The sequence below is a fragment of the Arthrobacter sp. Leaf69 genome (assembly GCF_001422645.1).
In the GTDB taxonomy this organism is placed as follows: domain Bacteria; phylum Actinomycetota; class Actinomycetes; order Actinomycetales; family Micrococcaceae; genus Arthrobacter.
The window spans coordinates 478,251-504,641 of record NZ_LMLR01000010.1; the positions used below are offsets into that span (position 1 = coordinate 478,251).

The following is a 26,391-nucleotide window of genomic DNA, read 5'->3' on the forward strand; positions in this document are numbered from 1 at the left end:
GGAGTAGAGCCGTTTATCCGAAGCGGCCGGAGACGTAGTCTTCCGTGGCCTTTTCAGTCGGGTTGCTGAACATGGTGTGGGTGTCGCCGTACTCGATCAGGCGTCCCGGCTTCCCGGTGCCCGCGATGTTGAAGAAGGCAGTCTTCTGGGACACTCGGGCGGCCTGCTGCATGTTGTGGGTCACGATCACCACGGTGTACTGGTCCTTGAGCTCATTGATGAGGTCCTCAATGGCGAGTGTGGAGATCGGGTCCAGGGCGGAGCAGGGCTCGTCCATCAGGATCACCTGGGGCTCCACGGCGATTGCGCGGGCAATGCACAGGCGCTGCTGCTGCCCGCCGGACAGGCCCGAGCCGGGCTTCGCGAGCCGGTCCTTGACCTCATTCCACAGGTTGGCGCCCCGCAGTGAGCGCTCCACCAGCGCGTCGGCCTCGCCCTTGGACATCTTCTGGTTGTTCAGCTTCACGCCGGCTAGCACGTTGTCCCGGATGGACATGGTGGGGAACGGGTTGGGCCGCTGGAACACCATGCCGATCTGCGAGCGGACGGTCACCGGGTCCACGCCGGGACCGTACAGGTTGTCGCCGTCGAGGAGCACCTCGCCTTCCACCCGGGCGCCGGGGATGACCTCGTGCATACGGTTCAGTGTGCGCAGGAAGGTGGACTTGCCGCAGCCGGAGGGACCGATGAAAGCCGTGACCGATTTGGCGTCGATGTTGATGTTGACGTCTTCAACGGCCAGGAATTTGCTGTAGTAGACGTTCAGGTCCTTGACGTCGATGCGCTTAGACATGATTTTCCTTCACTTGCTGGGGAAACGGGCTGAAGAGTTGGGCGGCCGGCGCCGGGCTAGCGGCCGGTCTTGGGGGCGAACGCGCGGGCGATCAGGCGGGCGATCAGGTTGAGCAGCATCACCAGGATGATCAGCACCAGGGCCGCGCCCCAGGCGCGCTGGGAGGACGGATCCGGGTTGGACGGCGACGTCGGGTTGAGGATCTGCGTGTAGATGAACGTGGGCAGCGAGGCCATCCAGCCGCTGAACACGTTGTAGTTGATCGAGGTCGCGAAGCCGGCGGTCACGAGGATCGGCGCGGTCTCGCCGATCACGCGGGCGATCGCCAGGGTGACGCCGGACGCGATGCCCGAAATCGCCGTCGGGATGACCACCTTGAGGATGGTGCGCCACTTGCGGACGCCGAGGGCGTAGGCGGCCTCGCGGAGTTCGTTGGGGACGATCTTCAGCATTTCCTCGCTGGAGCGGACCACCACGGGAATCATCAGCACGGACAGCGCGACGGCGGCGACGGCACCGGTTTTGGTGCCCGGCCCCACGATGGCGAAGAAGAACGCGGCCGCGAACAGGCCGGCCACAATCGAGGGGATGCCGGTCATGACGTCCACGAAGAAGGTGATGGAGCGGGCCAGGGGGCGGTCGTTGCCGTATTCCACCAGGTAGATGGCGGTCAGCAGGCCGATGGGCACCGAGATGATGGTTGCCACCAGCGTGATGAGCAGGGTGCCGATCAGCGCGTGGAAGATGCCGCCGACGACGGGCGCGCCCTCCTCGACGCTCTTGTTGTCGAAGGCGCCCGTGACACCGTTCATCGAGGTGGTCAGGAAGCCCGGGTCCATGAGTCCGGGAAGGCCGTTCACCAGCACCGTCCAGATCACGGAGACCAGGGGCAGGAGGGCGATCAGGAACGACCCGACGACGAGGCATGTGGCCAGTTTGTCCTTGGCCTTGCGGCTGCCTTCAACCGCTCCACTCCAGCCGACGAGGCCGGCCGCGAAGAGAATGGCGGAGACGAGGCCCCAGCCGAAGGCGTGGAAACCGATCAGTGCCATGATGGCGGCACTGAGCACCAGGGCCACGGCCAGGACAAGGTAGGGGGCCCATTTGGGCAGCTGGCCCTTGGTGAGGGCCGAGCGCTTCTTGACGGGGGTCAGGGTGGCGGTCATTTAGTTGGCTCCCGAGAATTCTTTGTGCCTGGTGATGATCCACCGGGCAATCATGTTCACGCCGAGGGTGATGACAAACAGGACGAGGCCCGCTGCGATCAGGGTGCTGACCTGAATCCCGCTGGCTTCGGGGAAATTCAGCGCAATCTCGGCGGCGATGGTCTGGTTGCCGGTCTGGATCAGGCTCGCGGTGAGGGCGCCGGAGGACAATACCAGCGCAACGGCCATGGTCTCGCCCAGCGCACGGCCCAGGCCCAGCATGACGGCGCTGATGATTCCGGGGCGGGCGAACGGCAGGACCGCCATTTTGATCATTTCCCACCGCGTGGCTCCGAGCGCCAGGGAGGCTTCCTCATGCAGCTTGGGGGTCTGCAGGAAGATCTCGCGGGTCAGGGAGGTGATGATGGGCAGGATCATGACGGCCAGCACGATTCCCGCGGTGAGGATGGTCTTGCCTGTGGCGGAGGCGGGGCCCTGGAAAATCGGCAGCCAGCCCATGTTGCTGGCCAGCCAGTTGTAGGCCGGCGAGATTTCCTTGGCCAGGAACGCCGCGCCCCAGGCTCCGTAGACCACGGAGGGAATGGCGGCCAGCAGGTCCACCACGTAACCCAGGCTCGAGGCGAGCTGCCGGGGGGCGAAGTGCGAGATGAACAGCGCGACGCCGATCGCGATCGGCGTCGCGATCACCAGGGCGATGGTGGCCGCGATGAGCGTGCCGATGACGATCGGCCAAATGTAGGCGAAGAAGCCTTCGCCGCCCTTGATCATGTCCGGGGAGGCCGTCAGGGCGGGGAATGCCTGGACAACCAGGAAGAGCGCCACTCCGAAGAGCACGGCCAGGATGAGGCACCCTGCGGCCAAGGTGGCTCCGGAAAAGACTTTGTCTCCGGCGCGGCCTGCGCCCCGGGACGAGGTCAGGGAGGTGGTGGTCACTTCATGATCCTTCGGCTTCGAAACTTTTGGTTCTTCGGACAAAACGCTCAGGTTCCCTGCCCCGGGCCGACGGTCGGTGACCGTCTGATCGGAACAGGGAACCTGGGTCAGGCTGGTGTTTCCACTATGCCTTGTGGCGCAAGGGATTCCCTACGACTTGACCTTGATGGCCTCGATGGAAGCCATTGCCTTGTCCTGCAGCTCCTTGGACAGCGGTGCGGACTTTGCGGCGTCAGCGGCTGCCTGCTGACCGGTCTCGGAGACCACGTAGTTCTCGAATGCCTTGACCAGGTCAACAGTTTCCTGGCTGTCGTAGGTGGAGCAGACGATGTGGAAGGACACGAGCACGATCGGGTAGGCACCCTCGATGGTGGTGGCACGGTCCAACTTGATGGAGAGGTCGTTGGCGTTGCGTCCCTCAACCGGCTTGCCGGCGTCGACTGCCTTGGCGGCAGCCTCGGCGGAGATCTTCGTGAAGGTCTCGCCCACCTTGATCTGCGCGACGCCGAGCTTGCCGCTGACGGCGGAGTCGTCGGCGTAGGTCACGGCGCCCGGGGTGTCGGTGACAGTCTTGACCACACCGGAGGTGCCCTTGGCGTTCTCGCCCTTCAGCGACGCCGGCCACACGCCGGAGGCCTTGTCGGTCCAGACCTCGGGGGCCGCAGCGGCCAGGTAGTCGGTGAAGTTGGAGGTGGTGCCGGAGTCATCCGAGCGGTTCACCGGGGTGACGTTGAGGTCCGGCAGCTTGGCGTCCGGGTTCATGGCAGCGATCGCCGGATCGTTCCACTTGGCGATTTCGCCGCGGAAGATCTTGGCAACGGTGGGGGCGTCGAGGTTCAGTTCCTTGACGTCGGGCAGGTTGAAGGCCACGGCGATCGGGGAAATGTAGACCGGGATGTTGATGGCGCCGTCGGGGCCGCACTGGGTGGTGGAGCTGGCGTACTCTTCGTCCTTGAGGTAGGCATCGGAGCCACCGAACTGGGCGGAACCGTCCAGGAGTGCCTTGCGGCCTGCGCCGGAGCCGTCCGGGGAGTACTGCACAGTGGCACCCTGGTTGGCCGAGGCGAAGTTGGTCTTCCACGCGTCCATGGCCGCACCCTGTGCGGAGGAACCGATACCGGTCAGCGTGCCGGTGGCCTTGGGGCCCGAGGCGGCGGGGGTCGCTGGAGCGGTGCCCGTTGCGTTGTCAGAACCACAGGCGGTCAGCGCGAGAGCGCCAGCTGCGATGACAGCGATTGCCGCGTGGCGGCCGAAGCGGAGTGCCTTCACTAGATGTACCCCTTCCAGGGATTTTCTATGCGTGCCGGGCCGGAGAAGGCCGGGCAGGGGATGCGTACGGTTTGTACCTTTATTGAAGGTAGGTGCCCCAGATGAAGAGAATGACCGTTCAAGGTGAACGAATGGTTAACGATGCCGTGACATTGGCTTACATCCGCCGGTTCCCTCTTGCGTTAGCTGAGTCACATCCGTAGGGGTTGTGGCGCGGCCGGCGCTCGAGGACCGAACAAATAGACTGGAGCGCATGGCCCCCGCCCCTGGACTCTCCGCAAGCACCCGGTTCCTGCGTCGACGGGTGCGCACCGGCCTGGTCCGGAGCCGGAACTCCCTGGTGCCGGCCATCCAGATGACCGCCTGCGCCGTGGGCGCCTACGCGTTCGCCGAGTACGTCCTGGGCCACAGCGGCCCGCTCTTCGCCGCCACATCATCCCTCATCTCCCTGGGCTTTTCCCGCGACCCCAGGCTGCGCCGCGTGATTGAGGTCGGCCTGGGGTGCACCCTTGGCATCGTGGTCGGGGACCTGCTGCTGCACTGGCTGGGCGCCGGAATCTGGCAGGCCGCCGTCGTGCTGCTGTTCTCAATCCTGCTGGCCCGCTTCCTGGACAGCGGCACGATCTTCACCACCCAGCTGGGGCTGCAGTCCCTGCTGGTGGTGCTGCTGCCGGCGCCGGCCGGGGGGCCGTTCACCCGCAGCATCGATGCCATCGTGGGCGGGGTGTTCGCCCTGCTGGTGACGATCCTGGTACCGAAGGACCCGCGCCGGGAACCCCGCAGTGACGTCAAGAAGCTCCTGCATGAGCTCGGCGAGGTGCTGCGCGAATGCGCCTCCGCGCTGAGCTACAGCGACTCCACCCAGGCCTGGCATGCGCTTATCCGGGGGCGGAACTGCCAGCCGCTGGTCGATGCCATGCGGCAGTCGCTGCGGGCCTCCGGCGAGGTGGCCACGCTGGCGCCCGCCTACCGCCGGCACCGGGAGGAGCTGGACCAGATGGAACAGTCGCTGGATTACATCGACCTCGCGCTGCGCAACAGCCGCGTCTTTGCCCGCCGCCTGACCAGCGCCATCAACCATGCGGCGTTGTCCGACGAGGCCACCCAGAACATCGCCGACGTCCTGCAGGACACGGCCGACGCCGTCGACGAACTGTCCCTGGGCCTTGCGGAAGTGCACGACGGCGTCCGCCGCTCGCACCTGCGGACCGCCCGGGCGGACCTGCGGGAAATCGCCGGCCGGCTGCATCCGCGGCTGCTGGACGTGCAGCGGCTCGAGGGCGAAACGGTGGTGATGCTGTTCCGCCCCCTGATGGTGGACCTGCTCGAAGCGGCAGGGGTCGACTCGCGCGAAGCCCGGGACATCCTCCCGCCGCTGTAACTGCCGTGGCGACCGTGGTTGTCGTATGCCGCGGATAGTGTGGAGCAATGGCTACCAAGACTTCCCGGACTTCCAAGGCGCCGGGCTACAAATGCGCGGAGTGCGGCTGGACCACAGCCAAGTGGGTGGGCCGCTGCGGCGAGTGCCAGGCCTGGGGCAGCGTTGAGGAAACCGGCGGCGCCGTGGCACGCACGACGGCGGCCACCACCGTGCTGGAGCCGGCCCGCCGGATCTCCGAGGTGGACGCCACCACGGCGGCTTTCCTTCCCACCGGCGTGGACGAACTGGACCGTGTCCTCGGCGGCGGGCTGGTCCCCGGAGCAGTGATCCTGCTCGCCGGCGAACCCGGCGTCGGCAAGTCGACCCTGCTGCTGGACGTCGCGGCGAAGTTTGCCCGCACCGCCCAGGACGTCCTCTACATCACGGGCGAGGAGTCCGCCGCGCAGGTCAAGCTCCGGGCGGAACGGATCGACGCCGTCGCCGAGTCCTTGTACCTCTCCGCCGAAACGGACCTTGGCCAGGCCCTGGGCCAGGTGGAGAAGCTCGAGCCGCGCCTGCTGATCGTGGACTCCGTGCAGACGCTGAGCAGCGCCGACGTCGAAGGCAGCGCCGGCGGTGTCTCGCAGGTCCGGGAGGTCACGGCCTCTCTGATCGCCGCGGCCAAACGCCGCAACATGACCACGCTGCTGGTTGGCCATGTGACCAAGGACGGCTCCATCGCCGGGCCCCGGCTGCTGGAGCACCTTGTGGACGTGGTGTGCCAGTTCGAAGGCGAGCGCCACTCCAGGCTGCGGCTGCTGCGTGCGGTCAAGAACCGGTACGGCCCCACCGACGACGTCGGCTGCTTCGACCTGAACGAGGACGGGATTGTGGGTCTGGCCGATCCGAGCGGGCTGTTCGTCTCCCGGACCAAGGAACCCGTGTCCGGAACCTGCATCACGGTGACCCTCGAAGGGCGCCGGCCGTTGCTCGCGGAGGTGCAGTCCCTGCTGGCCGAAAGCGCCAGCTCCCAGCCCCGCCGGGCAACCAGCGGGCTGGACAGTTCGCGGGTGGCCATGCTGCTGGCTGTCCTCCAGCAGCGGGCCGGGTGCCTGCTGAGCAAAGACGATTCCTACGTGGCGACCGTGGGCGGCGTGAAGCTCAGCGAGCCCGCGACGGACCTGGCGGTCGCACTGGCCGTTGCATCGGCCAAGTCCAAGAAACCCCTTCCGCAGCGGCTCATCGCTTTCGGCGAAGTGGGCCTGGCCGGCGAAGTCCGCCCGGTGCCGGGCATCAACCAGCGGATCCAGGAGGCCCACCGGCTGGGGTTCACCCACGCCGTCGTCCCCGCGAGCCCGAACGGCCCCGGCCCTGTGCCGGCGGGCTTCTCGGTGCGGGAAGTCGGGCATCTGGCCGAAGCGCTGGGACTTCTGATCAGCTGAGACCTCGTTGCGGCCTCCTTCCGGCGTGCCCGGGCGGCCCGAAAGGCGACTTAGGACCCTTCCCCGGGCGTGGTGTCCGGCGGATCATGGGACAAAAGACGGCCTCTGGCGGAGGGATCAGGCCATGATGGGGTATTACGGGAACGGCTTCGGCTGGATGTGGCTCTGGGGCCTGCTGTTGCTGATCGGAATCGGGGTGCTTGTGCTGCTCGCGGTCCGCCTCTTCACCGGCGGAGTAAGCCGTGGCGGGGCCGGTCCCTACGGCCCTCCCTACGGCGCACCACCCTACGGCCCGCCGGGGACTCCCCCGGGCGGCACCGGGTTCCAAGGCGGTCCAGGTTTGCCGGGCGGCAAGAGCCAGGCCCGCCTGATCCTCGATGAACGCTTCGCGAGGGGCGAGCTCACCGCGGAGCAGTACCGCGAAAATTTGAAAGTCCTCGGCGAGGAGCCGTAATGCGGCCCATCAGCCGCCGCGACGCCCTGCTCCTGGGCGGTCTGGGCACTGTGGCGACGGCAGCCGGCGCCGCCGGGCTGTGGTGGTCGCTGGCTTCCCCGCGGCAGCCGCTCGGCGGCGCGCTGACCGGGCCGGGACCCAATCTGCTGGGCCCCCCGGAGCTTCGCAGCGAGAACGGCAGGCTGCAGCTCACCCTCGACGCCGCCCGCGGGCAGGTGGAACTCGGGGGCCGGTCCGCCGGCGCACTCTCTTACAACGGCACCGTCCCGGGCCCCACCCTCCGCCTGCGGCCCGGTGATGAGCTCGGCATCAGGCTGGTGAACGGCCTCGACGAACCGACCAACCTGCACGTCCACGGCCTGCACGTGTCCCCGCAGGCCAGCAGCGACAACGTCTTCGTAGAGGTCATGCCCGGGGAAAGCTTCGACTACAGCTACCGGTTGCCCGCGGACCACCCCCCGGGTGCGTACTGGTACCACCCCCATCACCACGGGCTGGTCGCAGGGCAGATCTTCGCGGGGCTTTTCGGGGCGATCATCGTCGAAGAGCCCGAAGCCATCCCTGTAAATAGCGAACGGGTTCTGATTGTCTCGGACACCACCCTGGACAGTGCCGGGAACATCGCGGCGGTGACGCCGATGGAACGGATGGCGGGCCGGGAAGGTGAACTGCTCCTGCTCAACGGGCAAAGCCACCCGCTCCTCACCGCCCGCCCGGGCGAACGGGAACGGTGGCGGATCATCAACGCCTGCGTGGCCCGCTACCTCCGGCTCCGGCTGGACGGCCAGCAGCTGCAGCTGCTCGGCATGGATTCGGGACGGTCCGCCACGCCCGAACCCGTGGACGAACTCCTGCTCGCGCCGGGCAATCGCGCGGACCTGCTGGTGATCGCCGCCGCCGGCGAATCAGTGCTGCAGACCCTCCCCTACAACCGCGGCGGCATGCCGGGAATGATGGGACGGCGGCGGACCCCGGCCAGCGGGTCTGCCGCCCTGGCAGTCTTCCGGGTCGAGGGCGAATCCGGAACCCCGCCAGGTGCCGTGACCGCCCGGCCTGCCCCGGAAGACCTGCGCCCCGCAGCCGTGGCCGCGCGCCGGCAGCTGATCCTGGCCATGGGCGCGGGCCCGGGAGGAATGGGCGGGGGTATGGGCGGCATGCGGTTCAGCATCAACGGCCGCGAGTACAGCGAGGCCCGGACGGACACCATCGTCTCCGCCGGGACGGTCGAGGAATGGACGCTGGTCAACACCAGCCCCATGGACCACCCGTTCCACCTCCACGTGTGGCCGATGCAGCTCATCGAGGACAACGGTCAGGGCGCCGGCGCCGTGGTGATGCGGGACGTGGTGAACGTGCGGGCGAACAGCCGCGCCACGGTCAGGATCGCGTTCCGCGACTTCCGTGGCCGATCGGTCTACCACTGCCACATCCTGGATCACGAGGACCAGGGAATGATGGGGGTGATCGAGGTCCGCTAACGGGTGAATCCTCTTGTCAAGCATACCCCCTGGGGGTATGGTTGCCTCATCCGAACTGACGATGGATCTCCACGGGAGCGCATCATGGAACACCCGCACAGCAGCCACCCCGTCGGCGGCGGGCAGCTGAACCAGGCGAAAGCAGAACACGGCCGGCCGAACGAAGAACACTACGGGCACCAGCCCCACGGCGCGCCCGGAGCCGGCACCGCCCCACAGCCGGACGACGAGCATCTGGTTCACAGCCAGGGCCAGCACGCCGGGCACAGTGTGGCGATGTTCAAGAACCGGTTCTGGCTGACCCTGGCCCTGGCCGTACCCGTGGTCTTCTTCAGTCCGATGTTTGCGCACCTGCTCGGCTACCAGCCTCCGGTGTTTCCCGGCTCCGCCTGGATCCCTCCGGTGCTGGGAACGGTCATCTTCTTCTACGGCGGCCAGCCGTTCCTCAAGGGCGGACTCAGGGAGCTGAAAAGCCGCAAACCGGGCATGATGCTGCTGATCGCCATGGCCATCACGGTGGCTTTCACCGCCTCGTGGGTGACCACCCTGGGGATCGGCGGCTTCGACCTCGACTTTTGGTGGGAACTGGCCCTTCTGGTCGACATCATGCTGCTAGGACACTGGCTCGAAATGCGCGCGCTCGGCTCGGCCCAGGGCGCTCTGGATGCCCTCGCGGCGCTGCTGCCGGACGAGGCAGAACGCATCACCGAAACCGGAACCGAGACCGTCGCGGTGTCCGAGCTCAGGAGCGGCGACATCATCCTGGTCCGCTCCGGCGGCCGGATGCCGGCGGACGGGGCCGTGATCGAGGGGCAGGCCGAATTCGACGAGTCCATGATCACGGGCGAGTCCAAGACCGTCCTGCGTTCCCCCGGCGACCCCGTGACGGCCGGGACCGTCGCCACCGGCAACAGCCTCCGCGTCCAGGTAACAGCCATCGGCGAGGACACCGCCCTGGCCGGAATCCAGCGGCTCGTGGCCGAAGCCCAGGCGTCTTCCTCCCGGGCCCAGGCCCTCGCCGACCGCGCCGCCGCCTTCCTGTTCTACTTCGCTGCCGGCGCGGGCGTCATCACCTTCATCGTGTGGACACTGCTGGGCAGCGTGCCCGACGCCGTTGAGCGCACCGTGACGGTGCTGGTGATCGCCTGCCCGCACGCCCTGGGCCTGGCCATCCCCCTGGTCATCGCGATCTCGACGGAGCGGGCCGCCCGGGCCGGGGTGCTGATCAAGGACCGGATGGCGCTTGAGCGGATGCGGACGGTCGACGTCGTGCTGTTCGACAAGACGGGGACGCTGACGAAGGGCGAGCCGGAACTGAAAGACATTGCCGCCGTTGACGGAACCGGCCAGGACGGGCTGCTCGCCCTGGCCGCCGCGGCGGAGTCGGACAGCGAGCACCCCATGGCGCGCGCAATCGTGGCCGCTGCCCGCGTGCGCGGGCTGGCGGTGCCCCAGGCGAGCGATTTCACCTCCCTGACCGGACGCGGGGTGCGCGCCACGGTGGGCGGCCGGACGGTCCGCGTGGGTGGTCCGGCCCTGCTCCGGGAGGTGGGGGCGGCGGAGCCTCCGGGCCTGGCCGCCGCCACCGCCGCCTGGCGGGACCGCGGCGCGGCGGTGCTCCATGTGGTGGACGGCGCTGCCGTGATCGGCGCCTTGAGCCTTGAGGACGCGGTCCGGCCGGAATCCCGACAGGCCGTCGCGGCGCTCCAGCACCGGGGCATCAAGGTTGCCATGATCACCGGCGATGCCCGGCAGGTGGCCCGGGCCGTGGCCGCCGAACTGCAGATCGACGAGGTCTTCGCCGAGGTACTGCCCGCGGACAAGGACAAAAAGGTGGCCGAGCTCCAGGCGCGCGGCCTCAGGGTGGCGATGGTGGGCGACGGCGTCAACGACTCCCCCGCCCTGGCCCGGGCCGAGGTGGGGATCGCGATCGGCGGCGGGACCGACGTCGCGGTGGAGTCCGCCGGGGTGGTTCTGGCCGGGAACGATCCTCGGGCAGTGTTGTCCATGGTGGACCTGTCACGGGCGAGCTACCGGAAGATGTGGCAGAACCTCGTGTGGGCGACCGGCTACAACATCATCGCGGTGCCGCTGGCCGCCGGTGTCCTGGCCTTCGCCGGGGTTATCCTCTCCCCTGCCGCCGGTGCCGTGCTGATGTCCGCTTCGACGATCGTGGTGGCGCTTAACGCCCAGCTGCTGCGGGGCCTGAAACTCAACCCGGCCGACGTCGGCTGACCGGAAGGAGACACCCGTGCCGGAGAGCAACCCGCGCGAGTCATCATTCGGGAGATCCTATGCGCGCGTGGGTCCGCGGATGGACGCCCGCGGGGCCACGGACCACCGCAGGAGGCTTGTGGCGGCGGCGCGCGGCGTCGTCGTCGAAATCGGGGCGGGTTACGGCGCAACCTTTCCGTTCTATCCCGCCGCGGTAACGGGCGTGCTTGCCCTCGAACCGGACCCCACGCTCCGGGGACTGGCCCGGGCCGCGGCCGGCAAGTCACCGGTGCCTGTCACGGTGGAGGACGGCGTGGCGGAATCGTTGCCGGCCGCGGATGCCTCCGTCGACGTCGTCGTCTCGAGCCTGGTGCTGTGCAGCGTGGCCGACCAGTCAGCCGCCCTGACGGAAATTGTCCGGGTCCTGCGGCCGGGCGGCCTGCTGCTGTTCTATGAGCACGTCCGCTCGGCACACCGCGTGCTGGGGGCCGCCGAAGACCTGCTCACGCCGCTGTGGAGCCGGGTGGCCGGCGGCTGCCACCCAAACCGGGACACGGCCGCCGCGATCGCCGGGGCAGGCCTCGCCGTGCAGGACCTGGACCGCTTCGGCTTTTCGGTCCTTCCCGGCAACCCGCGGCTGGCCCATGTGTTGGGGGCGGCCAGAAAGCCCTGAGCGCCCCGTTGCGGGCGCCCTGGCTGCGGATGACCGCCCGGGCACACAAAAGGGGCGCCTGCCGCGATGGCAGACGCCCCATTCGTCAATCATTCAAACCGGTTGGAGCCGCGCTCAGGCCTTCTTCGGCGGCAGCGCCAGCTTGAAGACCTTTGCCCAAGTGGAGCCGACCTGCTTCCAGATGGGGCCGGTGGTGTACGGCAAGCCGTAGCGCTTGCAGATTTCCTGCACCTTGGGAGCCACCTCGGCGTAACGGTTGGACGGAATGTCCGGGAAGAGGTGGTGCTCGATCTGGTGAGAGAGGTTGCCGGTCATGAGGTGCATGAACTTGGAACCGGAGATGTTGGCGGATCCGATCATCTGCCGCACGTACCAGTCCCCGCGGGTTTCCCCTTCCACCATTTCCTCGGTGAAGGTGTCCGTGCCCTCGGGGAAGTGTCCGCAGAAGATCACCGCGTGGGCCCAGACATTTCGGACAGCATTCGCTGCCAGCGTGCCGTACAGCGCCTGCTTGCCGGAGCCGGTCAGCATTGCGACGGCGGGAGTGGCAGCGTAGTCCTTGGTGAACTGCGTGAGCGCCTTGCGGCCGAGGGCCTTGAGGTCCTTGGTGAGGGCCTCCTTGGTCTTGTTGCCCTCCTTGTAGTCGTTCAGCTCGAGATCATAGATCGCGATGCCCCACTCGAAGACCGGGGCCAACAGGGCGTTGTAGAGCGGGTTGCCCAAGTTGAACGGCTTCCATTCCTGGTCCGCGTCCATCCGCAGCAGGTTGTATCCGACGTCGTTGTCCTTGCCGACGACGTTGGTCCAGCGGTGGTGCAGATCGTTGTGGGTGTGCTGCCACGACCGGGCCGGGGTCACGAAGTCCCACTCCCAGGTGGTGGAGTGGATGTCCGGGTCCCGCATCCAGTCCCACTGGCCGTGCAGGATGTTGTGGCCCAGCTCCATGTTTTCCAGGATCTTGGCGAAGCTGAGCAGCGTGGTGCCGGTGACCCAGGCGGCCTTGTTCTTGCTGACCAGGAGCGCGGCGCGGCCGGAAATTTCCAGTCCGCGCTGGATCTTGATCATGCGCCGGATGTAGGCGGCGTCGCTGGCGCCGCGCTTGGCAAGGATGTCGTCCTTGATGGCATCGAGCTCGCGGCCCAGCTCGGCGACCTGCTCGTCGGAGAGATGCGCGGCGGCCGGCGGCCGAACGGTGGGGCTGCCTGTCTCGGCAAGGGCGCCGCGCCGCGTCTTCACGGCAGCGGGCACCTTGGCAGAGTCATTACCGCCCTGGGGTACTTCCTCGGAAACGTCAGGCTTGTCGGAAACAATCGTCATGCGTTGGTACTCCTCAGAGGTCGAGGTTAACGGGTCCGGCGGCTGCCGAAACACACGTCTGGATTAGTTGGCCGGGCTCGCCGTGGACTTCGTCCGTGCGCAGGTCACGGACCTGGCCGGCCCGGAGGGGGATAAGGCAGCTGTGGCAGATTCCCATGCGGCAGCCGCTGGGCATAAGGACGCCGGCGTCCTCGCCGACGTCAAGCAGCGGGGTGTCGCCGTCGGCTTCGACTTCGCGGTCCGACGCCTCGAACGTGACCAGGCCGCCGTCGTGCCCTTCCCCACCGGCAAGCTTGGTGCTGAAGCGCTCGATGGTGAGGCTGGCTTTCGACGGTTCCGCGGTGGCGGTCTCCGCCTCCCAGAGCGCCTCGGCGTCGTCCAGGAAGCTTTCGGGGCCGCATGCGTAGGCGGCGCGCTGGCGCCAGTCCGGGCAGAGCTGTTCGAGTCCGGCCACGGAGGTGAAGTCCAGCCGGCCGCGTTCGCCGGTGAACCAGTGAACCACGCGGAAGTTGGGGAACTGGTCCGCAAGTTCGGCCAGCTCCTCGCGGAAGATGGCGTCGGCTGGGGTCCGGGCGGTGTGGATGAGGACGACGTCCGAGTCCGGGCGGTGCGGGACCAGGGTGCGGATCATCGACATCACCGGCGTGATTCCGCTGCCGGCGGTGAGCATCAGCAAGGGCCGCGGGTGTTCAGGGAGGACGAAGTCGCCCTGCGGCGGCGCCAGGAAGAGCACGTCGCCGGGCTTGGTGTTGCGCACGAGGGTCCCGGACACGGCACCCATGTCACTGACGGTGATGGCCGGGTCCTTGCCGGCCGGGGCGCTGAGCGAGTACGACCGCCAGTGGCGGACGCCGTCGAGCTCGACGCCAATACGGGCCCACTGGCCGGCAAGGTGTGCTTGCCAGCCGCGGCCGGGACGGAAGAAAATGGTGGCGGAATCGGCCGTTTCTGGAACCACCCGGGTGACTACGCCGCGCAATTGGCGGGCAGAAAACACAGGGTTGAACAGCGACAGAATGTCTTCTGGAGCTAGGGGGGTGGTCAGTAGAGATGCGGCGCGCGCCAGCTTACGGAGCCGGATCATTTATCAATCTTATGTCAGAGCGGGTCATACTTCTTCACCCAAGGCATACGATCGACTAGAAGAAACTATTGCCCGGAAACAACTTTTGGACTCAGCCCCATGAACGCTTCCCCTGCCGGCGCCCCCGGCTCCCCCGCCTACGACCCGCCGTGGCTGGCCCTGCCGCGCGAGGTCAGCGACGTGCTCCGGCCCATGATGCCGGGCATCGTCGAGGCGATCATCGACGCCGTGCCCCAGCTCGTCCCGGCCTACGCCAGGCCGATTGAAGGCCGGTTCGGCCGCGGGCTGCGCCGCGGCGTGGCTGCCGCGCTGGACCGCTTCCTGCAGTTGCCGGGGACCCGGCTGCCCGCGCTTTCCGAGGAAAGCAGGCAGCTGGTGGCAGGGCTGGGGAGCGGCGAATTCCGGCAGGGCAGGAGCATGGATGCGCTGTTGAGCGCCTACCGGATGGGCGCCCGCGTGACCTTCCGCGAGATGTCCCGGGTGTCCGTGGAGCACCATCTGGGGCAGACCGTGGTGGTGGACCTGGGCGAATCGATCCTGGCCTACATCGACGAGCTGTCCGCGGTCAGCGCCGAGGCGTATGCCTTTGAACAGTCCGAACGGGCCGGGGCAGTGGACCGCCGGCGCACCGAACTGCTGGACCTGCTGCTGCTGGGACAGGCCGACGAGGCGGCCCTGCGCCAGACGGCTGCCATGGCGGACTGGTCCCTGCCGCCCCGGATGGTGGTGGTGACCCTGCCGGTGGACCGCTCCGCGGGACTGCGGCTCCGGCTGGGGCCGGGAACGCTGGTGATCGAACGGGAGACCGACGCCGTTGCCCTGGTTCCGGCGCGGAAGTCCAAGTCCGCGCGGGCGGATCTGGAGAAGGCGCTGCGGGGTCGCGGGGCCGCCGTCGGGCCGGCAGGCGGCTGGGAGAAGGTCCCGGATTCGCTGCGCCTGGCAGTGCTTGCAGCCTCGGTCCTGCCGCCCCGCGACGGTCCGGAGGATCCGCCGATCTGGGCTGACGATCATCTGGCTGAGGTGATCCTCGGCGCGGAGCCCTCCGCCATCGCCGAACTGGCCAACCGCCGCCTGGCGCCGCTGGAAGGGCTGCGTCCGGCCCAGCGCGAGCGGCTCGCGGAGACGCTGCTGTCCTGGTTGCGGCACTGGGGCCAGCGCGGCCCGGTGGCCGCAGAGCTCGGCATCCACCCGCAGACCGTGGGGTACCGGGCGGCGCAGCTGCGTGAGCTGTTCGGCGACACCCTGGAGGATCCGAAGGCGCGTTTTGAAATGGAGCTTGCGCTGCACGCTGGGAAGCGTTAGACAGCGCAGGCATTAAGCAGCGGAAGCGTTAGGTAACCTCGAGCCCTAGGCAGTGCCGCGGAGCGCTTCCCGGCTTTGCAGCCGCATCTCCAGGTCGTTCATAACGATGGCGGCCAGGTCCTGCAGCGCCCGGACGTCGTCGGCGCTGAACGTCCGCGGCTCCCGGTCCAGGATGCAGAACGTGCCCAGGTTGTGGCCGTCCGGCGTGCGCAGCGGGACTCCGGCGTAGAACTGCAGGCCGAACTCGCCCGCCACCAGCGGGTTGGCGAGGGTGCGGGGATCCCTGACGGCGTCTTCAATGACCCAGACGTCATCCTGCAGGATCGCCGAAGCGCACAGCCCCGGGTCGCGTCCGATCTGTGTGATCTCGGTGCCGTGGTGGGCCTTGAACCAGATCCTGTCATGATCCACCACGCTGACGATTGCCACCGGCACGGAGAACATCCGTGCCGCGAGTCCCGCGATCCGGTCGAAGGCACCGTCCGGCGGGGTGTCGAGGATCCGGTAGCGCTCGACGGCGCGCAGGCGCCCCTCTTCGTCACTTGCGCCCGGGGCGTTGTCCTTGCGGTGGCGGGCGGCGCTGTTGATGACTTCCTGGCGCAGGGCCAGTGACACTTCCCGGGCCGCGGGGCGCTGCGCCGGGTCGCGGGCCAGCATGGAGGACAGCAGCGCAACCCACATGGGAGCGAGTTCCTCGGGGATCTGCGGGTCGTGAAGCAGCCGGGCGACGGCGGACTGGATGGGAGCGCCGGGGTATGCCATCTTCCCGGTCAGTCCTTCGAGCAGCACCAGGCCGAGCGAATACACGTCGCTGGACGGGCCCGCCACGTCGCCGGCCGCCTGCTCGGGGCTGAGGTAGGCGGGGGTGCCGGAGGTTCCGCCTTCGTCCGGCACCGGGCCGTTGCGGGTGATGACGGCGACGCCGAAATCGGTGAGCTTGGCCCGCGGGCGCCGGTCATCGTTGCTGTAGTCCACGAGCAGGATGTTCGCGGGCTTGACGTCCCGGTGCACGATTCCATGGTGGTGGATGTAGGAGAGCCCGTCCGCCAGGTCATAGCCGATGTGGGCCATGTGCGCCGTCGAGAGCGGACCCTGGGCGCCGCGATGGCGCAGGTCCTGCCCTCGAACGAGTTCCATCACGAGGTACGTGAGCGGGTCGTTCCGGTCGCTCAGGTCCGCTCCGGCGTCGAAGAGCGTCACGAGCGCGTGGTGGCTCATTCCGGCCAGGATGCGGATTTCCTCACCCTGCCGGCGGGTCTGTTCAAGATTGTCGGCGTCGTTGCGGAAAAGCTTGACCGCCACATCGCGCTGCAGCAGTTCGTCATAGGCCCGGAACACGGAGGATTGGCTGCCCCTGCCAACGAGGTCCGAGATCCGGTACCGCCCGCTCAACAGATAGCCGGGTGCCATACGATGCTTCGGGGTGGCCGGCGTGGAACGCGCCGGTTCTGAAATGAGCTCTGTCAAGTAGTGTTCGTTGTCCCTTGTAGCGGGGTCCGCCGATGGCGTCAGGCAGATCAGTCCAATACCGGCATTCGTGAAGATCCGGCGCCCGCATAATTAGCAAGGTTACTTATGGTACCGCGATTTCCCGGTTCAGGAAGACCTTGGGCCCGGCCATTATTCCGCCCGGCAGCGGGCGGCGGCTGCTACTTCGCTGGGTTGTGCGTGCCGATCGGCACCAGCGTCAGGTCCGGGTGGTTCTTCTCGATCCGGCGCAGGGCCCACACGTCGTTGAACAGGGCGAGGTATTCGCCGTCGGAGCGCAGCAGCACCTCAGCGCCGGGCACGGTGGCCAGCGCCGGCATGGCGTCCGCCGTCGTAATCCTGGCAATGGAATACGGCAGGCGTTCCAGCCGCATCGGCGCGCTGAAATCATGCGCCATCCGGTCCTCCACCACTTCGAACTGCATGGGGCCGACGGCGGCCAGCACCGGCGCCTGATCGCCGCGGATGTCCGAGCGGAGCACCTGGATGACTCCCTCGTGCTCCAGCTGCTCGATGCCGCGGCGGAACTGCTTGAAGCGGCTGGGGTCCTTGGAACGGGCCACCTGGAAGTGTTCCGGGGCGAACAATGGGATGGCGGGGAACTCGACCGGGTGCTCGAGGAAGAGGCTGTCGCCCACCCGGAGCGAGGAGGCGTTGACGAGGCCCACCACGTCGCCGGGGAAGGCTTCGTCAATGACCTCGCGCTCCCGGCCGAAGACCTGCTGGGCATATTTGGTGGCGAAGGACTTGCCGGTCCGGCCCTGGGTCACCACCATGCCGCGTTCGAAGATGCCGGAACAGACCCGGATGAAGGCGACGTGGTCGCGGTGCGCCTTGTTCATGCCGGCCTGCACCTTGAAGACAAACCCGGAGAAGGGCGCATCGACGGGCCGCGGGGCGCCCTCGACGTCGGGCCGCGGGGCGGCCGGCGGGGCGAAGTCCACCAGGGCGTCGAGGATCTCCTTCACACCGAAGTTCAGGGCGGCGGAGCTGAAGAGGATCGGGGTGGCCTTGCCGGCGTGGAATTCGTCAACGTCGAACTCTAGGTTGGACTCGATGACAAGTCCGGCTTCATCGACGGCGTTGGACCAATCGTCGCCCTGGCTGGCCGCGGCCTCCTCGGGGGTGAAGTATTCGGTGAGGGCAATGTTGGCGCCCGCGTTGTTGCGCTTGAACTGGGCGAAGCGGTCATTGCGCAGGTCCCAGACGCCGCGGAAGTCACCGGAGATCCCGACGGCCCAGGTCAGCGGCATGGGCTGGAGGCCGGTGCGCTCGGTGATCTCGTCCATGAGTGCCAGTGCGTCCAGGCCCGGCCGGTCCCACTTGTTGATCACGGTGATGATGGGCAGGTTGCGCTGCTTGCAGACCTCAAAGAGCTTCATGGTCTGGGTTTCCAGGCCCTTGGCGGCGTCCACGAGCATGACGGCGCAGTCGACGGCGGCCAGCACACGGTAGGTGTCCTCGGAGAAGTCCGCGTGGCCGGGGGTGTCCAGGAGGTTGATGACGGTGTCGCGGTAGGCGAACTGCAGCGCCGCGGAGCTGATGGAGATGCCGCGGTCCTTTTCCATCTGCATCCAGTCCGAGACCGTCTCCTTGCGGTTGGCCTTGCCGCTGGAGGCGCCGGCGGTGCCGATCACCTTCGCGTGCAGCGCGAGCGCCTCGGTCAGCGTGGACTTGCCGGCGTCGGGATGTGAGATGACTGCGAAAGTCCGACGCCGGGCCGCCTGCTTGTGAATCTCCTGGACTCGGGCGGGGCTAAGGACTTCTTGAGACACGGTGCTACTTTCGCTGCGGCTTTGAATGGTTGCGGCCCCGGGCTGGGGGAATCCGGCTGGCCCGGCGGGATCGCGGGCTGTCCTGCCGGGAGTTCTGCGTAACTGCTGTGCTGGTTGCTGTGCTGACTACTGGGCTGACTGCTGTGCTGGATTTGGGCGGGCGGCGCCGGTCAGCCGGCGGCGCACCCCAAGGCTTCAAGTTTATCGCAGCCCAAGCCGCCGCCGCGAAGCGGTGCCAGCGCCGAAGAAGCTGCGTCCAAAAGTCCCCTCCGGGAAAGGGAGTTACCGGGGCATTCCGGAGGCGCCCCCGCGAAGGTCTTTTTGGACCACTTTGGGGCTTGTCCGTGCGGAACTTGGCCTGCTTTACCTCTACTATGGTGAGAGCGGGGAACCGAGTACTTTTGATCCTGCCGGCAACACTGGAAACCGGCGCACCTGCAGGCCGCGGCCTGCACCTTTGAAGGGAATATCTATGGCTCGGAGCCCTGAAGATTCACTCAAGGCGACGCTGGGCCGAGTGGCACCGGGCACCGCGCTCCGCGACGGCCTGGAGCGCATCCTCCGCGGGCGGACCGGCGCACTGATCGTCCTGGGCATCGACCGGACCATCGAATCCATCTGTTCCGGCGGCTTCGACATCGGCATCGACTTCTCTCCCACCCGGCTGCGGGAACTGGCCAAAATGGACGGTGCCATCATCTGCGACAAGGACGCCAGCAACATCCTGCGCGCGGCCGTCCAGCTGGTGCCCGATTCCAGCATCGAAACCCAGGAATCCGGCACCCGGCACCGGACCGCCGAGCGCGTTGCCATCCAGACCGGCGTCCCGGTGATCTCGGTCAGCCAGTCCATGCAGATCATCGCCCTGTACGTGAACGGGCTACGGCACGTCCTGGAAGGCTCGGAAAAGGTCCTGGCCCGCGCCAACCAGGCCCTGGCGACACTGGAACGCTACCGTTCACGCCTCGACCAGGTGACCAGTTCCCTGTCGGCCCTGGAAATCGAGGCCATGGTGACCGTCCGCGACGTTGCCGTGACCCTGCAGCGCCAGGAGATGGTCCGCCGGATTTCCGAGGAGATCTCCCAGTACGTGCTGGAACTCGGCGAGGACGGCCGGCTTCTCTCACTCCAGCTGGACGAACTCACCGTGGGCCGCGGTCCCGGCAGTGACGTGATCATCCGCGACTACTCCGGCGCGGACACGTCCGCCGAGGACATCGACCGCGCCGTTAAGTCGCTCGTGAACCTGGGGCCCACCGAGCTGATCGACCTGGGCAAAATCGCCGGGATTGTTGGCTTCGCCGGCGGCGAAGCCAACCTCGACGCCGTCGTCCAGCCGCGCGGCTACCGGCTGCTGTCCGGGCTCAAGGCCGTGCCGAAGGCCGTGGCCGACCGCCTCGTGGACCACTTCGGCGGCCTGCAGTTCCTGATGGCGGCCACCATCGATGATCTGATGACGGTGGACGGCATCGGCGACCAGCGCGCCCGGACGGTCCGCGAGGGCCTGAGCCGGATGGCCGAGGCAAGTCTGCTGGACCGCTTCCTCTAACCCCCGTCGAGTGCTTCTTACCTCCCCTTTTGAAGCCTCAAGACGGCATCTGGGCCCACGCCGGCAGGGTTCCCTGGCCGAACTTGTGAGGCGAGGGTGCCGGTGGGGAGCAACGGGGGTTAGTTGAGCTGGAACACGGCTTTGGGACTGGTTTTGTTGGCAAGCCGTGCGGTGAAGACGTAGTACGCGCCGCCCGCCCCCGGCTTGGCGTCGATCTGGGCGCACCCCTGCACGGTGCGGTTGCGCTGCCAGGGGAAATTCGCCGTCTCACTTTGACCCGGCGCGATGGTCTTCACAAGGTCCGTGGAGTCCGCCTGGCAGTCGGTGGATGAAAAGATCCGGTCTGAGCCGCTCGTGACGAGGAATTCCATCTGGGAAGTCCCGATATTGACCTTGCACGGGACCCTGTTGCCGTTGGTTACCTTGAGCGTGAGGAGCGGGTTCTCGCCGGCAGCGTAAGCGGGCTTGTCCGTTGCGGCCGTGACGGTCACGAGGTTCTGCTCGCAGCCGTTCCCCTCCGGAGATGCCGAAGGTGAAGCCGTGGGGGAAGCCGAGGGTCCCGGTCCGGCGGCGGGTCCGGTTGCCTGGCCCGGCGCGCCAGTCCCCCCGCCGGAGGAGGACTGCCCGGAGTTGAGGAGACTCGACACGGCGGCGAATCCCCCGATGGCGAGGGCGATCACCAGCAGCAGGGCGGCGCCGACGAACAGCCGGCGGCGGCGGTAGACAGGGCTGACCGGTTTCCGGGCCGGTTTCTGCGCGGGCTTCCGGGCAGGCTTGCCGGTAGGTTTCCGGGCAGGCTTGCGCACGGAATTGCCCGCCGTGCTGCGCCCCGCGGTTGCTCCGCTGCCGGAAGCCCCCGGCCGGGAACCGCGAGTTCCTGAATTGTCGTGCCTGCCCATCCTTCTAGGCTAGAGAACCGCGCCGGGTATGGCGCCCTCCCACGCCGCGGGCGGAGTGTGGCCCTCATCTATTACGCTGAATCCATCAAAGCTCTCGCCGATTCCCCCACTGCCCCTCTGGTTGCCGCGCGCCGGGACGCCACACCGGCGGCCCTTCCGCTGCCCGCGGTTCATAAGGCCCTTGCCACCTGGTTTGCGGCGAACGCCCGCGACTTGCCGTGGCGGGCTGCTGAATGTACTCCGTGGGGCGTGCTGGTCAGCGAGATCATGCTGCAGCAGACCCCTGTTGTGCGGGTGCTGCCGGTCTGGGAGGAGTGGCTGCGGCGCTGGCCGGAGCCTGCCGATCTGGCCCGGGAGCCTGCCGGCGAAGCGGTCCGGGCCTGGGGCAGGCTGGGATATCCGCGGCGGGCGCTGCGGCTTCACGCGGCCGCCGTCGCCATCGGCGCCAACCACGGCGGCCAGGTGCCCGGAACGTACCCGGAACTGCTGGAGCTGCCCGGGGTGGGGAGCTACACCGCGGCGGCCGTCGCCGCCTTCGCTTTCGGGCGCCGCGAGACCGTCGTGGACACCAACATCCGCAGGGTGCACGCGCGCCTGTTTTCCGGCGCGGCGCTGCCTTCGCAGTCGTTGAACGCCGCGGAGATGCGGCTCGCCGCGCAAACGCTGCCGGACGACGTCGGGTCCTCCGTCCGCTGGAACGCCTCCGTGATGGAACTCGGGGCGCTGGTGTGCACGGCGCGGTCGCCGAAGTGCCGGGAATGCCCGGTCAGCGGCTCCTGCGCCTGGCTCGCGGCCGGGGAGCCGCCGCCGACGTACACGCCCAAGGGGCAGTCGTGGCACGGCACGGACCGCCAGGTGCGGGGAGCCGTGATGGCGGTGCTCCGCGCGGCCGAGTCGCCGGTGGCTCCGGAGCTGCTCCAGCGGGCGGCCGCGGACCTTGGCTTCGAACCCGCCGGGGTCGGAATTCCGCTGGCTGCCCTGCACCGGCTCAACCCCGCCCCGGAACAGCTGGAGCGCGCACTGGCAGGGCTGCTTAGCGACGGGCTGGCCGAACTGCAGCCCTCCGGCTTCCAGCTTCCCGCCTGACCCCTTCCCGCCTGGTCCTTTGCCGGGCCCTAGCTGAACGGGACTCCCGGAACTACCCTGAAACATGCGCACCTTCGCGGTACTGGCGGGTCTTGGTTGCGCGGCACTGCTGGTCACCGGGTGCCAGCCCGTGACGGCATGCCCCGCGATTGGCCAGGCACAGGTGGTTGCATTGACCGTCGCGCGGGAGTACGCCGGATCCGTGAAGATCCTCCGGCTCAGGGCCTGCCAGGACGGCCGGTGCACGGAGGCTGACCTTGAGCTCTATCCCGGGAGCACGTCGGTGGACCAGGGCTGCGAACCGGGGCCCGACGGCGGGGACCGGCCTTGTTCGGCAACCTCCTCACCGGACGGCACGCTGACGGGAATGCTCGGGCTGGATCCGCTCACGGAGGCACCCATCGCAGTGACATCCAGCGGCACGGACCCCCGCGGCCGGCCCCTGCCGGTACGGACCCTGACCTTCACGCCCCAGGTTTTGCACCCGTATGGCGAACAATGCGGAAGATTCATCTCAGCCGGCGTGCTGCTGGATGCGGACGGGCTCCGGCAGGCCGGTTAGCCCGCGCGGGGAGAGGAGCACAGAGTGAACGAGAAGTGCATAAGCCGCTGGATCCGGGCCGGGCTGTGGGCACTGCCGGTCTCATGGCTTGTCACGGCCTGGTCCGCGCTGGAGCCGCAGCCGGACCAGGAGAAGGACCCGGCTGCCTGGGCCACGTTTGTCAGTTCCGGCTCGTACCAGTTCAGCCACCTGTTCGGCAGCACCGCCGGCACCATAATGGCGATCTTTGGGGTTTTCGCCCTGGGCTGCTGCCTGGCCAACAGCCGGATTGGTCGGCTGGCGCTGGCCGCGATGGTCACCGCCGTCGCCGGCACGGCTTTGCTCCTGGTACCCGCCGTGGTTTCCACCTTCGCCACCCCTGCAATCGGCAAGGCGTACCTGGCCGGGAACCAGGACGTGATGCTGCTGGAATTTCCCGGATCCATGACAGGGGCGTTCCTTCTCGGCCTCCTGCTCGCATTCGTCGGCAACGTACTGCTGGGAATCTCGGTGTGGCGTTCCCGCGTGCTCCCCCGCTGGGCCGGGGCCCTCTGGGTGAGCGGCGCCGTCGTGTTCTACGTTGCGGGTGTCGTCCTGGGGCTGGCGACAACCGGGAGCAGCCTGCCGACCCAGACGGCCGGAGCCGTGCTCATGGCCGTCGCCGGCGGGTGGATCGCGTGGAGCGGACCCCGGCAGGCCATGCCGGTCCCGGATCTGGCCGCTGCCGATGAGGCCGCGGGGTGAGACCGGTCCGTTAGGGCTCGCCGAAGCCCGCCCCGATCAGTCCCCGCAGATAATCGACGGCTTTGACGGCATCGGGTCCGCTGGCTTCGACGTGAAGCATCGTTCCTTTTCCCGCCCCGAGCATCATGAGTTCGGTCATCGAAGCACCGTCGGCGCCGTTGACGGTCACCTCGGCGTCCATGCCGGACAGTCCACCGGATATCTTCGCTGCCGGACGGGCGTGCATGCCGGCCTGGTTGATGAGTTCAAAGTCCCCTGTCGCTTCCGGGGGCCGGTGCTCGTGCGCATGCTGCGGCGCTGCCGGCGGCCGGTAGACCGCTTCCGCGGCCTCCTTCACGCCCGCGGCGTCGGCTCCGGCCTGGGCAGCCACAGCGGCGGCAACGAGCCCTTCGACCAGTGGGGCATCCGCCAGGAGCACGGAGGAGGGATCGGCCACGAATTCGAGGGCGGACTCGGCTGTCATCACGGCCGAGCCCAGATCCGTCAGGACAACCGTGCCGTCGCTGTTGGCGTCCGAAGCTTGTTCCAGCGCCGCCATGACGCGCTCGAGGCTGGTGCCGATCCGGCCGTCGTCGGTGCCGCCGGCGGGCAGGATCAGGACGTCGGGCGCCATCTGGACGGCAAGCTCGACGGCACCGTCGGCAATCTTTTCGCTGTGGGAGACGACGACGAGCTTGACCGTCATTCGGCCGCCCCGACGGCGGCCCGCAGGATCAGGGCGCTGGACACGGCGCCCGGATCCCGGTGGCCGATGCTCCGCTCCCCCAGATAGCTTGCGCGGCCCTTGCGGGCGAGCATCGGGTCGGTGGAGACAGCCCCGGCCTCGGCCGCCTCCGCGGCGGCCAGCAGGACCTTGCGCACATCGCTGTCTCCGGCGGCGGCCGCGGCGGCATCGACCGCCGGAGTCCAGGCGTCAACCATCGTCTTGTCGCCGGATTCGGCTTTTCCGCGGGCCACGATTCCGTCCCTTGCGGCCTGGAACGCTGAGGCGAGGGTGGCGGCGTCGACGTCGGCGGCGTCGCCCAGCGCCGTGCCCGCCCGGAGGAAGGCCGTGCCGTATAGCGGACCGGCGGCCCCGCCGACCTTGGACATCAGGGTCATGGCGGTCAGCTTCAGGGCCGCCCCTGCTGTTTCCGGCGGCGCCTCGGCAAGCTTGACCATCACCGCCTTGAAGCCGCGGTCCATGTTCTCACCATGGTCCGAATCGCCGATCGGCCTGTCCAGCTCGATGAGTTCTTCCCTGTGCTCCGCCATGGCGTCGGCCGAAAGTGCCAGCCACCGCAGCGCCCAGTTGACATCCAGTCCCACGGTCAGACGCCCCAACGGAGGGCGGGAGTGTGCACGGGAGCATCCCAGAGCGCCGTCATTTCATCGTCGAGGCGCAGGACGGTAATGGAGCAGCCCTGCATTTCGAGTGAGGTGATGTAGTTGCCCACCAGCGAGCGCTCCACGGTGATGCCCTGCCCGGCCAGCTGCTGCGCGGCACGGCGGTAGACGATGTAGAGCTCGCTCTGCGGAGTGCCGCCCATGCCGTTGACGAACAGGAGCACTTTGTCCCCGGAGGCCAGGCCGAGGTCGCTGACCACAGGCTCCAGCAGGCGGTCGGTGATCCCGTCGGCGTTCTCCATCGCAATGCGGTGCCGGCCGGGTTCACCGTGGATGCCGATGCCGATCTCGATTTCGTTTTCCTCCAGCACGAAGCTGGGCGCCCCGGCGTGCGGAACCGTGCAGGCGGTCAACGCGACGCCCATGCTGCGGACGTTCTGGTTGACCCGGTCGCCGATGGCGGCCACCGCGTCGAGGTTGTCGCCGCGCTCGGCGGCGGCACCGGCGATCTTTTCCACGAGGACCGTTCCGCCCACGCCGCGCCGTCCGGCGGTGTACAGCGAGTCCTGCACGGCGACGTCGTCGTTGACCAGCACGGTGCGGATGTCCACGCCTTCGGCCTGGGCCAGTTCGGCAGCGGTCTCAAAGTTGAGGACGTCGCCGGTGTAGTTCTTGACGATGTGCACGACGCCGGCGCCTGAGTTGACGGCGAGCGTCGCCGGGAGGATCTGGTCGGGTGTAGGCGAGGTGAATACGGCGCCGGGCACCGCCGCGTCGAGCATTCCCATCCCGACGTAGCCGCCGTGCAGGGGCTCGTGCCCGCTGCCGCCGCCGGAGACGAGCCCGACTTTCCCCGCCACCGGCGCGTCCTTGCGCACGATGTACTTGGGGTCCGCAAAGACGGTCACGAGGTCGGCATGGGCAAGCCCAAAGCCTTCCACTGACTCGTCAACCACTGCGCGGGGATCATTGATGAGCTTCTTCATGGCTGTGCTCCCTGGATGGTGTCCTGGCTGCTTGGTTGAACCCTACTACCGGGGCCCATGCCAGCGGTAGGCTCCGGATTCACAACCTCTGACGCGCAACCGGGGTTCTCTCTGACAGCAGCCGTCCCGGATCCGCGGGTGCGTCAGGTGGGCTTATCCGCCCACAACGGGAAGTTCGGCCAGGCGTCGCCGCCCAGCCAGGAAAACGGCGGCGCATGGTGCCGGCCCTGATCGGACCCGGGCGCGGGGCCGGACCGGGATCCGGCGCCCGGCTGATGGGCCGGCGCCTGGTCCTCGGCTGCCTGTCCCCCGGAGCCCGGGTCCGAGCCGGGTGCCGCCGGGGCCGCGCCCGCGATAGTCATTTGAAATGCGGAGAAATCTGGAAAAATGACGCGATCGTGCAATTTCTTGCCTCCGAAAGTTGGTCGGTCCACCCCCTGGACCGGGATCAGTTTATCCATCAAATTTATTGATGGGAAGACCCCGGCCTGCCCGGCTTCTGGCGCAGTTGC

24 protein-coding genes are annotated in these 26,391 nt (G+C 68.1%); 11 read left to right on the plus strand and 13 right to left on the minus strand.

The window, feature by feature from the left end; all coding sequences use genetic code 11:
* Positions 1–13: 13 nt before the first annotated feature.
* The 4 genes from pstB to pstS all read right to left on the minus strand — a co-directional run bounded on the left by pstB (position 14) and on the right by pstS (position 4,161).
* Positions 14–793, minus strand: a complete 780-nt coding sequence (gene pstB, locus ASE96_RS07515; RefSeq protein ID WP_056428179.1) for a phosphate ABC transporter ATP-binding protein PstB — start codon at positions 791–793, stop codon at positions 14–16.
* A gap of 56 nt (positions 794–849) precedes the next feature.
* Complete coding sequence (pstA, locus tag ASE96_RS07520) at positions 850–1,959, minus strand: phosphate ABC transporter permease PstA (protein WP_056428183.1); 1,110 nt, start codon at positions 1,957–1,959, stop codon at positions 850–852.
* Positions 1,960–2,892, minus strand: a complete 933-nt coding sequence (pstC, locus tag ASE96_RS07525) for a phosphate ABC transporter permease subunit PstC (protein ID WP_056428186.1) — start codon at positions 2,890–2,892, stop codon at positions 1,960–1,962.
* A gap of 150 nt (positions 2,893–3,042) precedes the next feature.
* Positions 3,043–4,161: a phosphate ABC transporter substrate-binding protein PstS gene (pstS, locus tag ASE96_RS07530; protein WP_056428188.1), complete on the minus strand. Its 1,119-nt coding sequence runs from the start codon at positions 4,159–4,161 to the stop codon at positions 3,043–3,045.
* 253 nt (positions 4,162–4,414) lie between these two features.
* Here pstS and ASE96_RS07535 point away from each other — a divergent pair, with 253 nt between their 5' ends.
* From ASE96_RS07535 to ASE96_RS07560, 6 genes are all read left to right on the plus strand, one after another.
* Positions 4,415–5,542 (plus strand): FUSC family protein, encoded by a 1,128-nt coding sequence (locus ASE96_RS07535; protein WP_056428193.1) that lies wholly within the window; start codon positions 4,415–4,417, stop codon positions 5,540–5,542.
* 47 nt (positions 5,543–5,589) lie between these two features.
* Entirely contained in the window at positions 5,590–6,963 is a 1,374-nt protein-coding gene (gene radA, locus ASE96_RS07540) for a DNA repair protein RadA (RefSeq protein ID WP_056428196.1), read from the plus strand.
* Between the two features lie 124 nt (positions 6,964–7,087).
* On the plus strand, positions 7,088–7,417 hold the full coding sequence (locus tag ASE96_RS07545) for a hypothetical protein (protein WP_056428198.1): 330 nt from the start codon (positions 7,088–7,090) through the stop codon (positions 7,415–7,417).
* Positions 7,417–8,895 (plus strand): multicopper oxidase family protein, encoded by a 1,479-nt coding sequence (locus tag ASE96_RS07550; protein ID WP_056428202.1) that lies wholly within the window; start codon positions 7,417–7,419, stop codon positions 8,893–8,895. The genes ASE96_RS07545 and ASE96_RS07550 overlap by 1 nt, the downstream gene beginning before the upstream one ends.
* A gap of 84 nt (positions 8,896–8,979) precedes the next feature.
* Positions 8,980–11,130 carry a heavy metal translocating P-type ATPase gene (locus ASE96_RS07555; protein ID WP_056428205.1) on the plus strand — a complete coding sequence of 717 codons (2,151 nt, stop codon included), beginning with the start codon at positions 8,980–8,982 and terminating at the stop codon, positions 11,128–11,130.
* A gap of 16 nt (positions 11,131–11,146) precedes the next feature.
* On the plus strand, positions 11,147–11,782 hold the full coding sequence (locus tag ASE96_RS07560) for a class I SAM-dependent methyltransferase (protein ID WP_056428209.1): 636 nt from the start codon (positions 11,147–11,149) through the stop codon (positions 11,780–11,782).
* Positions 11,783–11,896: 114 nt separating this feature from the next.
* On the opposite strand, the gene ASE96_RS07565 is transcribed toward ASE96_RS07560, so the two are convergent.
* Together ASE96_RS07565 and ASE96_RS07570 are read right to left on the minus strand one after the other, a co-directional pair.
* Positions 11,897–13,099, minus strand: coding sequence for a fatty acid desaturase family protein (locus ASE96_RS07565; protein ID WP_056428212.1), 1,203 nt, complete (start codon positions 13,097–13,099; stop codon positions 11,897–11,899).
* Positions 13,100–13,112: 13 nt separating this feature from the next.
* Positions 13,113–14,183: a ferredoxin reductase gene (locus ASE96_RS07570; RefSeq protein ID WP_056428214.1), complete on the minus strand. Its 1,071-nt coding sequence runs from the start codon at positions 14,181–14,183 to the stop codon at positions 13,113–13,115.
* A gap of 99 nt (positions 14,184–14,282) precedes the next feature.
* Here ASE96_RS07570 and ASE96_RS07575 point away from each other — a divergent pair, with 99 nt between their 5' ends.
* Positions 14,283–15,485 (plus strand): PucR family transcriptional regulator, encoded by a 1,203-nt coding sequence (locus ASE96_RS07575; RefSeq protein ID WP_056428217.1) that lies wholly within the window; start codon positions 14,283–14,285, stop codon positions 15,483–15,485.
* A 45-nt stretch (positions 15,486–15,530) separates the two neighbouring features.
* Here the strand turns inward: ASE96_RS07575 and ASE96_RS07580 are convergent, their stop codons facing one another.
* Positions 15,531–16,895 carry a GAF domain-containing serine/threonine-protein kinase gene (locus ASE96_RS07580; RefSeq protein ID WP_056428220.1) on the minus strand — a complete coding sequence of 455 codons (1,365 nt, stop codon included), beginning with the start codon at positions 16,893–16,895 and terminating at the stop codon, positions 15,531–15,533.
* Between the two features lie 239 nt (positions 16,896–17,134).
* Positions 17,135–18,748: a peptide chain release factor 3 gene (locus ASE96_RS07585; protein WP_056428222.1), complete on the minus strand. Its 1,614-nt coding sequence runs from the start codon at positions 18,746–18,748 to the stop codon at positions 17,135–17,137.
* Positions 18,749–19,220: 472 nt separating this feature from the next.
* Between ASE96_RS07585 and disA the strand changes: the two genes are divergently transcribed.
* Positions 19,221–20,297 carry a DNA integrity scanning diadenylate cyclase DisA gene (gene disA, locus ASE96_RS07590; RefSeq protein WP_056428223.1) on the plus strand — a complete coding sequence of 359 codons (1,077 nt, stop codon included), beginning with the start codon at positions 19,221–19,223 and terminating at the stop codon, positions 20,295–20,297.
* A gap of 119 nt (positions 20,298–20,416) precedes the next feature.
* Here the strand turns inward: disA and ASE96_RS07595 are convergent, their stop codons facing one another.
* A complete protein-coding gene (locus ASE96_RS07595) occupies positions 20,417–21,196 on the minus strand; it encodes a hypothetical protein (protein ID WP_056428225.1) in 780 nt (259 codons plus the stop codon).
* A gap of 249 nt (positions 21,197–21,445) precedes the next feature.
* Here ASE96_RS07595 and ASE96_RS07600 point away from each other — a divergent pair, with 249 nt between their 5' ends.
* The 3 genes from ASE96_RS07600 (at position 21,446) to ASE96_RS07610 (ending at position 23,567) form a co-directional block, all read left to right on the plus strand.
* Complete coding sequence (locus tag ASE96_RS07600) at positions 21,446–22,282, plus strand: A/G-specific adenine glycosylase (RefSeq protein WP_326951972.1); 837 nt, start codon at positions 21,446–21,448, stop codon at positions 22,280–22,282.
* A gap of 64 nt (positions 22,283–22,346) precedes the next feature.
* On the plus strand, positions 22,347–22,844 hold the full coding sequence (locus ASE96_RS07605; RefSeq protein ID WP_056428227.1) for a hypothetical protein: 498 nt from the start codon (positions 22,347–22,349) through the stop codon (positions 22,842–22,844).
* Positions 22,845–22,868: 24 nt separating this feature from the next.
* Positions 22,869–23,567: a hypothetical protein gene (locus ASE96_RS07610; protein WP_056428231.1), complete on the plus strand. Its 699-nt coding sequence runs from the start codon at positions 22,869–22,871 to the stop codon at positions 23,565–23,567.
* A 10-nt stretch (positions 23,568–23,577) separates the two neighbouring features.
* On the opposite strand, the gene dhaM is transcribed toward ASE96_RS07610, so the two are convergent.
* The 4 genes from dhaM to ASE96_RS19145 form a co-directional block, all read right to left on the minus strand.
* Positions 23,578–24,252 (minus strand): dihydroxyacetone kinase phosphoryl donor subunit DhaM, encoded by a 675-nt coding sequence (gene dhaM / locus ASE96_RS07615; RefSeq protein WP_056428234.1) that lies wholly within the window; start codon positions 24,250–24,252, stop codon positions 23,578–23,580.
* Positions 24,249–24,875 carry a dihydroxyacetone kinase subunit DhaL gene (gene dhaL / locus ASE96_RS07620; RefSeq protein ID WP_056429257.1) on the minus strand — a complete coding sequence of 209 codons (627 nt, stop codon included), beginning with the start codon at positions 24,873–24,875 and terminating at the stop codon, positions 24,249–24,251. Before dhaL ends, dhaM begins: the two co-directional genes overlap by 4 nt.
* Before the next feature lie 2 nt (positions 24,876–24,877).
* On the minus strand, positions 24,878–25,879 hold the full coding sequence (gene dhaK, locus ASE96_RS07625) for a dihydroxyacetone kinase subunit DhaK (protein ID WP_056428237.1): 1,002 nt from the start codon (positions 25,877–25,879) through the stop codon (positions 24,878–24,880).
* A 143-nt stretch (positions 25,880–26,022) separates the two neighbouring features.
* The gene (locus ASE96_RS19145; protein WP_156367527.1) at positions 26,023–26,241 is read right to left on the minus strand and encodes a hypothetical protein; all 219 of its coding nucleotides are present in this window, start codon (positions 26,239–26,241) and stop codon (positions 26,023–26,025) included.
* Between the last annotated feature and the right edge of the window lie 150 nt (positions 26,242–26,391).